The organism is Vibrio sp. FF145, assembly GCF_041439075.1.
GTDB classification, from domain to species: Bacteria; Pseudomonadota; Gammaproteobacteria; order Enterobacterales; family Vibrionaceae; genus Vibrio; species Vibrio tasmaniensis_A.
In genome coordinates, this window is the sequence record NZ_JBGONH010000018.1 from 41,542 (window position 1) to 53,682 (window position 12,141).

The window sequence follows — 12,141 nt, forward strand, 5'->3', positions numbered from 1 at the left end:
CGTATCGCTGTTAAGCGGATATAAATGCTCAAAGCCCACTCTTCGGAGTGGGCTTTTTTATGTCTGTTATCTGGTGAAAATCTGGTGATGGCTAAATGATGAATATTTGGAATAGGTTACAATCTTGTGTTTCGTTATTGCTCATCTGCCGTGAGTGGTAACTTGTCGCTATACGAGAATTTAAGGCGTTGGGTATATGGAAATCACTCTAGAAATATTGGCTATCTTGTTTGTTGTTGCAACGGCGGCAGGCTTTATTGATGCAATGGCTGGCGGCGGTGGATTGTTGACTCTACCTGCATTGCTAGCGGCCGGAGTGCCACCAACGCAAGCACTGGCAACCAATAAACTTCAAAGCTCATTTGGTAGTTTTTCTGCCAGTTGGTATTTCGTGCGCAACGGCATCGTTAGTATTAAAGAGATGCGCCTCGCGATCTTTTGTACTTTTATTGGCTCTGCAATTGGTGCCGAGTTAGTCCAGCACATTGATGCGAGTTTACTGACTAGCGTGATACCGCTGCTGCTTATCGCTATCTCTCTCTATTTCCTGTTAGCACCCCAAACTAGAGCGTCTGAAGGAAAGCAGAAGATCTCTGAGGCGATGTTTGCTTTGTGTATTGGTGGCGGAGTTGGCTTCTACGATGGCTTTTTTGGCCCAGGAACAGGTTCAATTTTCACGGTATGTTTTGTCGCTATCGGTCACTTCTCTTTAGTGGATGCAACGGCACGCACCAAGATACTTAACTTCACATCGAATATAGCCGCATTGATCTTCTTTATTTTAGCTGGCTTGCCAATTTGGGAATTAGGATTAGTGATGGCAGTTGGTGGTTTTATGGGCGCTCAACTTGGCGCTAAAGTAGTGGTAACAAAAGGGCAGAAATGGATTCGCCCTCTTGTGATCGTGATGTCGATGTTAATGGCGTCTAAACTGCTTTGGGAACAGCATCAACAATGGATTCTATCAGTATTTTAACTCGCGGAGATTGATAGCTGTTTGGTCTCACACAGATATGAATCGGTCTAATCAATCCTTGCAATTCGGGAAAGCTAAACAGGTATTGAGGCTTAATGTTGAGTGTTTTTACGATAGAAAGCGGGATCAAAGCCGGCCCCGTTCCTCCTAGCGCTAGCTGGGCTGCTGCGGTATAGGCATCCATCTCCATCAAGGGTTTAATACCAAACTTTTCTAACACTGAGAGCTGATAAGAGTTGGCAGGGTTGGTCATATCGTTGGTAATCACCAATGGAGGAAGCTCCGTTAGCGGCGACTTACTCACTATGTAAAACGGCTCATCAAATAGATGGAAGGTCATCAATCCATGATGCGGCGGCAGTAAGCCAGCACACAACCCCAAGGTCGCCTTACCAGACTGCACTCGCTCGATAATTCTTGGTGTATGGTTAGTGGTGATGGTGATGTATTTATCTTGCTGGATAAATTGGCCCATCATCTCACCTAAATAACCCGCTATCAGAGACTTAGAGCTATCTAAAGTAATGAGAGTGGTATCTTCCAACTCTTGCTGTTCATAAATAAGCCCTCTAAGTTCATTGAATGTAGGGCCTATGCTCTCGATTAATGCAATCGCATCCGGCGTCAGTTTTATCTGTCGGCCACTCGGCTCGATGAGCTTTTTACCTAGCTTCTTTTCTAAATTCGCAATCCGTTTGCTGACCGCTGATTGGCTGATATAAAGCAAACTGCCTGTGCGGCTCATGGTTTTTGCTTTACTCAGCACCAATAGAGTTTCGATTCCTTCGAGTAACATTGAGTGATATTCATGAAAGTTGGGAATGATTGTTTCAACTTACCTCAAACAACATTCATTCTCTAGATTTGAAACTAAAGGTTTGAACTCAGTTAGGTATTTTAAATTGTGAACGCAAAGTGTCACGAGAGCATTAGAATGGATTGCAGAACGAGCTGGATTAAAAAAGACTCCTTTGCGGAGCCTTTCACTTTGTAACGATAGCTTATTTGATAGCAAAGGTTGGCAGTGATAAGTGCCAACGAATAGCGCCAAGCCTAATCAATAGTGTCGTGAAGACGCCGGCCAAAAAGGCGGTTTCTGAGTCGTGTCCCATGTTGAGCGCCATGGTATGGAAAGTACCACCAATGATACAAGCGGTCGCATAGACTTCACTTCTTAGAATCATTGGCACTTCGCGTGCAAGCACGTCACGGATAATACCGCCACCACAGCCTGTGATAACACCCATGATAATGGCCACTAATGCCGAGTCTTGATAAATCAGTGCTTTTTCTACACCAATACCAACAAACACCGCTAAGCCGATCGCATCACATACCGGCAATATCCACCAAGCCAGACGCTTTGGACGTCTTACTATAATCATGGTCAGCAAACAGGTGGTGATGATAACCCAAAGGTAGGTGGTATCGGTGATCCAAAACACGGGAGTTGCTCCTAGTGCCATGTCACGAATAGTACCGCCGCCAATCGCGGTTACACTGCCTAGAACGGCTACGCCAAAGGGATCCATCTTAAGACGGCCAGCGACAAATACGCCTGAGACGGCAAAGATGGCGGTGCCAAATAAATCGATAATATAAAGCAGCATGGAGTCCATGATACTGGTGCTCTTATAGTTAAAATTGTAGGGACAGGTCGGTGGCGAATTGTACGAAAAAACGCTGCAAATAGTTAGTGATTTTGCCTAGCTCTATCGAAGAAATCGCACACTTGTTGGATTGCTTTCAAAGTTCTTGTTGTCGGGCGATTAATCCAGTCAGAATTAAGTGACCAAATCTGATTTTGAGCAACTGCCGGGATCTCATCTTCCCAAGTTTGCCACATGGTTCCATTCTCAATTGCGTGCTGAGAAGTGAAGATCACTTGCGGCTTCCTTAACACAACTTGTTCAATGCCAACTTGCGGGTAAGGGGAAGCACTGTCTTCGAAAATATTGTGGCCACCACAAAACTCAAACACCTCACTTGGCCAGTGTCCTTGAGCAACAGTGATGATCGGCTTCTCACTGAGTTGGTAGAAGTAGTTTACTGGCTCGGCATCTTTGTATTTTAGTCTCAACGCGTTGAGCTGCTCTCTGTATTGTTGAGCGTTATTTTCGCCAATACTTGGATCGCTTGCGAATTGGCTAAGTTGCTCAATATTGGTCGCGATGTTATCTAGGCTCTTGGTTTTTGAGTAATAAATATTAAAACCAAATTGCTCCAGTTTCGCGAGTTCTCTGGGCGGGTTTCCAGCTGGCCATGCGAGAATGAGATCCGGTTGCAGGGCGATGATCTTCTCAACCTTGATACCTTGGTAATTCGCCACTTTCTCTAGCTTGTCAGCTTGTAGTGGATAATCACTTCGCTCACTCACCGCAACAAGCTTATCACCTAAACCAGCGCTGTATGCGAGTTCAGTGGCATGAGGAGCAAGGCTAACCACACGTTGAGCAGGTTGAACTTTTTCTGAAATCAGTAGTGCTTCTTCTGCAAATGATAAAGGCAGCCATAAGCTGGAAGACAAAATAGTAAGGCTTGTAACAAGTGCTGATGGTTTCACTCTAAATCCCTTGGTGAACAAATAGTAAGATTAGGCTTTGTAAAAATATCCAGATAGCGATGCGACCAAACAGCAGTTTTTGAACTTGAGACAAGTGCAGCACTGAAGGGGCGACTCTGCCGCCTAATTTTGCTCGAATAGCTTTGGTGTTGTCGTAAATCGCAGGACCGCCCAGTGACAGCTCAAGCTTGTTGCCGACAGCTGTAATCAACCATGCAGGGCCGGGCAATGGCCAAGAGCGACTCTGAACGAGCATCATCTTGAATGTGTGAGACGCTTTATCGCCACATACAATCATCAAGGCAAACAAGCGCATTGGTATGAATTCTAGGATAGCGACAATCTTGATTGCCGTTGATCCAAATGGAGAAAATCGCTTTCGACTTGGTGACCATGCACGCGCTAACTCAACAATCAGGCGATACATTAACGCGGCGATTCCACCACCAATGGCGTACCAGAATAAAACACAAACCACATTACGAGCGTAACCCATGATGATAGTTTCAGCCGCGGCTTTGCCAAGTCCAAGTGATGACAGTGATTCAGTTTGACGGTTAACAATCGGAGCCAGTAACTGGCGAGCCGCGGCTTTATCTTCTCGGCCAAGTGCTTTGATCAACTGATTTGCCAACTTTTCATTGTTACGCCAATCAATAGCGAGTAACAACAGCGCTAATTCAAACAGTTGTGATTGCCAAACCAGTGGCTGCAGCGCCAATAGGATAACCAGAGCCGGCAAGACCATTACCCCCCAAGCTAAAGTGCCTGAGATTAAGCTTTGGGAATAATTTTGATTGTTATTAACCTTGGTTGCTAAAAGTTCAGCAAACTTATGCCATAAGGTCGTGGGATGTGCGGCATGGGGGATAGGTAAAATTAAATGAAAAAGCAGTGCTCCCCACATTACAAGGAGCACGCCATTTGCAAATACCTGATCAAACAGTGTTTGCATGTCTAGTCGTTTACTTTAGTAGGGCAACCATTTTGATAACCATCTCAGAAGAGCTTTGTGCTGCTAGTGGCAGGAACTCTTCGAAGCTCATTGGTGATTCTTTGTCTGCAACGTCAGAGATTGCACGAACAACCACGAATGGTACTTGGAATTGGTGACAAGCTTGAGCGATAGCAGATGCTTCCATCTCTACAGCAACGACAGATGGGAAGTGCTTGCGGATGAACTCTTGGCGTTCTGCTGTGCAAACAAATGCGTCGCCAGTACAGATAAGACCGCGAACAGCGTGCTTATCTTCCATTTGCGCTAGTGCTTGTTCAGCAACAGCCATCAATTTGTCGTCCGCTTTGAACGCTGCAGGTTGACCTGCCATTTGGCCGATTTCGTAACCGAAAGCTGTAACATCTGCATCGTGGTGACGAACTTCAGTTGAGATAACCACATCGCCAAGGTTCAGTGTTGAATCAAAACCGCCAGCAGAGCCCGTGTTTAGTACTACGTCTGGTTGGTATTCGCTTAGTAGGATTGAAGTACCCACTGCAGCGGCTACTTTACCAATGCCTGATTGAAGCAAAACAACGTCAACACCATTTATCTGACCAGAGAAAAAGGTACAACCGCCTTTATTAACTTCAGTAATGTCTGAAATTGCTGCCTTTAGGATCGCAACTTCTTGCTCCATTGCGCCAATGATGCCGATTTTCATGTGTAGTCTCTTAATAAATAATATTTAAACAGTAGAGCGAAATTGTAGCATGGATAAGAAGTGTCGAGCGACTGCCCAGAGGCACTTCTCATCCGAATAGCAGCGATTTATCTGCGTAATCTTTTATCTATTTGATCAGGCCTTCGCTTTTTAAGCTAGCGCGAAGTTGTTCAGCACGCTTTCGGTTTACGCCAAAATCAGAGTGACCAGTACGAGACTCTGAACGCACGATCAGTTTGCCATCAGTGATCTTAAGTTCTAAGTCATCGACAAAGCGCATGATGCGAGAAGTACATTCAACACGCAGGTAATCTTCTGTTTTACTAGCGGTTTTCGATCCCGGTAAGGTTAGCGCAACCTGCTCAATCGCATCTAAGTTTGCTGAATCTGATAACTCAAACGTGGCCAATGTATGTTGTTCACGGTCATCTTGAGTTGATACGCAGTTTGGTTTGTCTCCACAAGGTGATGAAGTTCTGTCTTTCATGTCCGTGATTCCTTGGCTACAAGCGGTTAAAGTCAAAAGAGATAGAGAAAGGAGAGCGGCTTTTTTCATAGTGTTTCCTATGGCTTGTTTTTAATTCTTATTGTAGTTATCGGTATTGGCTTATTTGTAATTGTTTTACGTATTTTCGTGATGCTTGTGATAAACGAATCTAATTCAAAAAAGGATCCATAATTGGATCCTTTTTTATAGTAACGAACTGAGTAATAAAGGAAACCCAATCACACTTCTAGGTAATCCAAGATCCCTTCTGCGGCTTTACGGCCTTCATCGATAGCGGTTACCACTAAGTCAGAGCCTCGAACGGCATCGCCACCAGCGAATATCTTGCTGTTGGTGGTTTGGTATTGAAACTCTTGTTTGCCGGGAGCCTTGATGCGACCCCATTGGTCGAGCTCTACACCAAATGGTTCTAGCCATTCCATTGCATGAGGTTGGAAACCAAATGCCATGATCACGGCATCAGCCTCAAGAACATGCTCACTGCCTTCAACCGGTTCAGGGCGACGGCGGCCTGCCTCATCTGGTTCACCCAAGGCTGTTTTCATCACTTTAACGCCAGTCACATGACCGGATGAATCGGTTTCCAGTGCTAATGGTTGAAGGTTGAACATGAACTTCACGCCTTCCTCTTTCGCATTTTTCACCTCTCGGCGAGAGCCCGGCATGTTCGCTTCATCTCGGCGATAAGCACAAACAACATTAGCAGCGTGTTGACGAATCGACGTTCGGACACAGTCCATTGCAGTATCACCACCACCAAGCACGACTACTTTCTTGCCTTTCATGTCGATGAATGGCGTTGGGTTATCCAGTTCCATGACCTTGTAGGTATTGGAAACAAGAAATGGTAGGGCATCATAAACGCCCGGAGCTTCTTCGTTGTCTAATCCAGCACGCATATTTTTATAGGTGCCGACACCTAAGAAAACGGCATCATAATCATCGACAAGTTGTTGTAGTTGAACGTCTTTGCCGACTTCGGTATTCATTTTAAATTCGACCCCCATACCACTAAAGATACGGCGACGGTTTTCCATGATGCCTTTCTCAAGCTTGAACGATGGGATACCAAACGTCAGCAGGCCACCGATCTCAGGGTAGCGGTCAAATACCACGGCCTTCACACCGTTTCGAACTAAGATATCAGCTGCTGCAAGACCTGCTGGGCCTGCGCCGATGATCGCGACCTTTTTGTCGGTCCATTCAACGTGAGACATGTCTGGCTTCCAGCCCATCTCAAACGCTTTGTCATTGATGTATTTTTCAATGTTGCCGATGGTTACTGCGCCGAAATCATCGTTGAGGGTACAAGATCCCTCGCACAGTCGATCCTGAGGACAAACTCGTCCACACACCTCAGGTAAGCTGTTGGTTTGGTGAGACAGTTCAGCGGCTTCGATAATGCGCCCTTCATTGGCAAGCTTAAGCCACTGAGGGATGTAGTTATGAACTGGACATTTCCATTCACAGTAAGGGTTACCACAGTCTAAACAACGGTCAGCTTGCGCTTTGGCTTGTTGCTTAGTGAAAGGTTCGTAGATCTCTACAAACTCAATCTTACGTATTTTGATTGGCTTTTTCGCTGGATCTACGCGATTCACATCAATAAATTGGTATACATTCTGGCTCATTATTGGCTCCTTCCAATTATTGCGCTTGAACACGAAGTTCAGCAGAGCTACGGCTTTGGTGACCGAGCAAGGTGTTAAGATCCGCCGTCTTTGGCTTCACTAGGTAGAACTTCGGAATCCATTCATCAAAGTTCGCCAGAATAGCTTCAGCGTGTACTGAGCCAGTCTCTTCTAAGTGCTCTGCAATCAGGCCGCGTAGATGTTCTTGGTGGATAAATAGATTAGACAGAGAAAGTGCCTCGACCGACTCGTTGTTCACTCGGCCTTGGAAGTCTTCATTCTTATCCATGACATAAGCAAAACCACCCGTCATACCCGCGCCGAAGTTCACTCCGGTTGCGCCAAGAATGGCAACAATACCGCCAGTCATGTATTCACAGGCGTTGTCACCCGCACCTTCAATCACAGCAACGGTACCTGAGTTACGCACGCCAAATCGTTCGCCCGCAGTACCTGCGGCAAATAGCTTGCCTCCGGTCGCACCATACAGACAAGTATTGCCGATGATGGTCGCTTCGTTACAAGTAAACGCTGTGCCTTGGTGAGGCTTGATTACTACTTTACCGCCCGCCATGCCTTTGCCGACATAGTCATTGGCATCACCCGTCAGATACAGCTCAACGCCGCCGGCGTTCCAAACCGCAAAGGATTGGCCTGCTGTACCATCGAGATACAACTTAATTGGTGAACCCGCCATACCTTGGTTACCGTAACGTTTGGCAATTTCGCCAGAGATACGAGCGCCAATCGAGCGATCGGTGTTGATCACGTTGTAGTAAAGACTGGTGGATTGACGTTTCTCAATCGCATCGATTGCGTCATCAAGGATCTGTTGGTTGAGCTGAGCCTTATCAAAGGGTGCGTTTGGCTCTGTCCAAAACAGTGGATGACCTTCAGCAGATACCGGAGCTTCCAATATCGAAGAGAGATCGAGCTTGCTTTGTTTCGCCGTGAGGCCTTGAACGGCTTCAAGCAAATCAGTACGACCAATCAGATCAGTAAGTTTCTCTACGCCAAGTTCTGCAAGGTACTGGCGAACTTCATCGGCTAGGCCGGTAAAGTAGTTCACCACCATGTCTGGTAGGCCTTTGAAGTATTCACGACGTAGGGTTTCATCTTGAGTCGCCACACCCGTCGCACAGTTGTTTAGGTGACAAATTCTTAAGAACTTACAACCCATGGCGACCATTGGTGCGGTACCAAAACCAAAGCTCTCTGCACCTAAAATCGCGCCTTTAATGACGTCGAGGCCGGTTTTTAAACCACCATCGACTTGCAGACGGATCTTATGACGAAGTCCGTTGGCAACGAGTGCTTGTTGAGTCTCGGCTAAGCCAAGCTCCCAAGGACAACCTGCGTATTTCACTGAAGTCAGCGGGCTTGCCGCGGTACCACCGTCGTAACCGGAGATCGTAATCAAGTCGGCATAAGCTTTCGCTACACCCGTAGCAATGGTGCCTACACCCGGTTCAGATACTAACTTTACTGAAACCAAGGCTTTAGGGTTAACTTGCTTAAGGTCGAAAATCAGCTGCGCCAGATCCTCGATAGAATAAATATCGTGATGTGGAGGAGGAGAGATCAGAGTCACGCCTTGAACTGAGTATCTCAGCTTAGCGATTTCTGCCGTGACTTTATGGCCCGGTAGCTGACCGCCTTCTCCTGGCTTCGCACCTTGTGCGACTTTGATTTGTAAAACATCCGCATTGGTTAAGTAATGTGGCGTCACACCAAAACGACCGGAAGCTATCTGCTTGATACGGGAGTTACGATCAGTACCAAAGCGTCGTGGATCTTCACCACCTTCACCAGAGTTGGAGTAACCACCCAAGCGGTTCATCGCCATGGCCAGTGCTTCGTGCGCTTCTGGGCTCAAGGCACCAATCGACATGGCTGCCGAGTCGAAGCGTTTAAAGAGATCGCTACTTGGCTCGACTTGTTCTAGTGGCAGAGGTTGATCGGCTTTTTTGAGGCTCATTAAGTCGCGTAGCATAGCAGCAGGACGAGCATTAACTTGCTTCGCAAAAGATTGATAATCTGAGGTTTCACCTGTCTTTACGGCGGTTTGCAAGGTACTGACTACATCTGGGTTGTACGCGTGGTATTCGCCGCCATGTACATATTTGAGTAAGCCACCATGTTCCAGTGGTTTACGCTTAGTCCATGCTTTACGAGATAGATTATAGATATCTTGTTGGAAGTCGCTAAAGCTAGCGCCTTGGATACGAGTCGTTACGCCACGGAAACACAAATCAACGACATCGGTATGTAAGCCGACCGCCTCAAATAACTGCGAGCAGCGATACGAAGCAATTGTCGATATACCCATCTTCGACATGATCTTATACAGACCTTTGTTGATGCCGTTTTGGTAATTTTGCAATGCAGTGCGATAGTCTTTATCTAATGAACCCTCGTCCAACATTTTGCCCAGAGCTTCATAAGCGAGATACGGGTAAACCGCGGTTGCGCCGAAGCCAAGCAGTACGGCAAATTGATGTGGGTCGCGTGCAGTTGCTGTTTCAACCACGATGTTAGCATCACAACGTAGGTTGGTGTCTGCGAGTCGAGTTTGTACTGCACCGACAGCCATCGCTGCTGGAACGGGTAGCTTACCTTTCTCTAAACCTTTGTCTGAAAGCACAACCAAAACGGCTCCGTCACGTACATCTTGAACCGCACGATCACACAAGTCGTTGATGGCTTGTTCGAGATCTTTTTCTGCTGGGTCATAGTGCATGCTAAGAATCGTATGGCCATAATGCTTTTGATTTAATTGCAGAAGTTGCTGCATATCAGAATAAAGCAGAACGGGTGAATCAAATGTCACACGGTAAGCATGCCCATCGGTTTCACAGAACACATTCATCTCTTGGCCGATACTGGTTGCCAGAGACATAACGTGTTTTTCACGCAAAGGGTCAATTGGTGGGTTGGTGACTTGAGCAAACTTCTGACGGAAATAGTCGGTGATTAGGCGCTCTTTAGAAGACAGCACTGCCATTGGCGTATCGTCGCCCATAGAACCGACCGCTTCTTGTCCCATATCACCAAGTACACGCAGTACTTGGTCTGACTCTTCGTTGCTCATTGCAAACTGTTTTTGATAGGTTTTTAGGGTGTCATCATCAAAATTACGCTTACCGACTTGGTCATCTGCTAGTGCGGAAAACGGTGTTAATTTGTGAACGTTCTTATCCATCCACTCTTTATATGGGTGACGGCCTTTCAGATCATTGTCGATCTCGTTCGATTGCCATAGCTTACCGCGACGCGTATCAATAACGAGTAATTCACCAGGGCCAACACGTCCTTTCTCTGCCACTTCGTCTGGCGCATAATTCCAGATACCGACTTCGGATGCCAAGGTGATTAGGTTGTCTTTTGTGATCACATAGCGAGCAGGGCGTAATCCGTTTCTGTCGAGGTTACATGCAGCATAACGGCCGTCAGACAGTACGATACCCGCAGGGCCATCCCACGGTTCCATGTGCTTGGAGTTGAAATCGTAAAAGGCACGAAGTTCTGGATCCATGTCTGGGTGGTTTTGCCAAGCGGGCGGTACAAGCATACGCATCGCTCGGAATACATCCATACCACCGGCAAGGAATAGATCGAGCATGTTGTCTAGGCTTGAGGAGTCTGATCCTGTCTCATTCACAAAAGGTGCGGCAGTTTGTAAATCGGGCAGCAGCGGTGAAGAGAATTTATAGGCGCGAGCTTTAGCCCATTGACGGTTGCCTTCAATGGTATTGATCTCACCATTGTGTGCCAAATAGCGGAATGGTTGAGCCAGTGGCCAACGCGGCTGAGTATTAGTTGAGAAACGCTGGTGGAACAGACATATTGCAGATTCCATACGTAAGTCTGCAAGATCGAGGTAAAATCGCGGAAGATCGGCGGGCATACACAAGCCTTTGTAGACCATGACTTGAGTCGACAGGCTACAAATATAAAAATCTTTGTCTTCGGTGATCTGCTTTTCAATTCGACGACGAGCGATATAAAGGCGTCGTTCAATATCGCGCTCACGCCAACCTGCTGGGGCCGAGATAAACACTTGTTGAATATTGGGAACAGAATCTTTGGCGATTGGGCCTAATACGTCGGTGTTGGTCGGCACGACACGCCAGCCCGCTACGGTTAAAGTCTCTTGAGCGAGTTCTTTATTGACGATGTCTTGCGCCGATTGCGCTTTGATTGGATCTTGGCTGAAGAAAATCATGCCGACAGCGTATTGCTTGCCGAGCTTGAAGTTATTCTCTTCAGCAATAATTCTGAGATAAGAGTCTGGCTTCTGTAGCAATAAGCCACAGCCATCTCCGGTTTTACCATCCGCGGCGATACCACCACGGTGTGTCATGCGATCGAGGGCTGAAATAGCAGTTCGCACCAACTTATGACTCGGTTGGCCTTCCATTTGCGCTATTAAACCAAATCCACAGTTGTCTTTTTCAAGACTAGGATCATATAGAGCCATTGCAATTCTCCCTTTTGCTTCGCTGTCATCCAGACAGTAAATGACTAACTATTCATGTACTTGTTATTTTTTATGAACTTGTTCTTATATAAACTGATAGTTTGTTTTTAGCTAGCTAAAACGTTATTGGTTGTGTTAACAAAACCGATTGGTTTTATTTTCATCAGCTTTACAACGTATAGCTAATTGTGTTTAAGGTCAAGTTCATGGTTAATTATCATGTGTAAACGCGATTAACCACGTAATAATCTGAAATAGTCGATGAAGATCAATGAGATATAAGAGCTAGATGTTAACGGGATTTAACATGCACAGCCGGAGT

General features: G+C 46.3%; 9 protein-coding genes. 1 reads left to right on the forward strand and 8 read right to left on the reverse strand.

The features are described from left to right. The first annotated feature begins 196 nt into the window (after positions 1-196). Positions 197-976 carry a TSUP family transporter gene (locus tag ACED42_RS08960; RefSeq protein WP_009848394.1) on the forward strand — a complete coding sequence of 260 codons (780 nt, stop codon included), beginning with the start codon at positions 197-199 and terminating at the stop codon, positions 974-976. Here the strand turns inward: ACED42_RS08960 and ACED42_RS08965 are convergent. The 8 genes from ACED42_RS08965 to gltB all read right to left on the reverse strand — a co-directional run bounded on the left by ACED42_RS08965 (position 927) and on the right by gltB (position 11,819). Beyond that, the gene (locus ACED42_RS08965) at positions 927-1,772 is read right to left on the reverse strand and encodes a LysR family transcriptional regulator (protein WP_102257735.1); all 846 of its coding nucleotides are present in this window, start codon (positions 1,770-1,772) and stop codon (positions 927-929) included. The two genes, ACED42_RS08960 and ACED42_RS08965, sit on opposite strands and share 50 nt — an antisense overlap. A 205-nt stretch (positions 1,773-1,977) precedes the next feature. Continuing rightward, complete coding sequence (locus ACED42_RS08970) at positions 1,978-2,595, reverse strand: TRIC cation channel family protein (RefSeq protein ID WP_009848396.1); 618 nt, start codon at positions 2,593-2,595, stop codon at positions 1,978-1,980. Between the two features lie 74 nt (positions 2,596-2,669). Beyond that, positions 2,670-3,539, reverse strand: coding sequence for a vitamin B12 ABC transporter substrate-binding protein BtuF (gene btuF / locus ACED42_RS08975; RefSeq protein ID WP_009848397.1), 870 nt, complete (start codon positions 3,537-3,539; stop codon positions 2,670-2,672). 1 nt (position 3,540) lies between these two features. Continuing rightward, complete coding sequence (locus ACED42_RS08980) at positions 3,541-4,494, reverse strand: cobalamin biosynthesis family protein (protein WP_371702224.1); 954 nt, start codon at positions 4,492-4,494, stop codon at positions 3,541-3,543. Between the two features lie 10 nt (positions 4,495-4,504). Beyond that, entirely contained in the window at positions 4,505-5,200 is a 696-nt protein-coding gene (gene mtnN / locus ACED42_RS08985; RefSeq protein ID WP_017090520.1) for a 5'-methylthioadenosine/S-adenosylhomocysteine nucleosidase, read from the reverse strand. Positions 5,201-5,327: 127 nt separating this feature from the next. Further along, positions 5,328-5,756: a DUF1499 domain-containing protein gene (locus tag ACED42_RS08990; RefSeq protein ID WP_017080251.1), complete on the reverse strand. Its 429-nt coding sequence runs from the start codon at positions 5,754-5,756 to the stop codon at positions 5,328-5,330. 170 nt (positions 5,757-5,926) lie between these two features. Then, entirely contained in the window at positions 5,927-7,339 is a 1,413-nt protein-coding gene (locus tag ACED42_RS08995; protein ID WP_029225425.1) for an FAD-dependent oxidoreductase, read from the reverse strand. A 16-nt stretch (positions 7,340-7,355) separates the two neighbouring features. Next, on the reverse strand, positions 7,356-11,819 hold the full coding sequence (gene gltB, locus ACED42_RS09000) for a glutamate synthase large subunit (protein ID WP_371702226.1): 4,464 nt from the start codon (positions 11,817-11,819) through the stop codon (positions 7,356-7,358). Between the last annotated feature and the right edge of the window lie 322 nt (positions 11,820-12,141).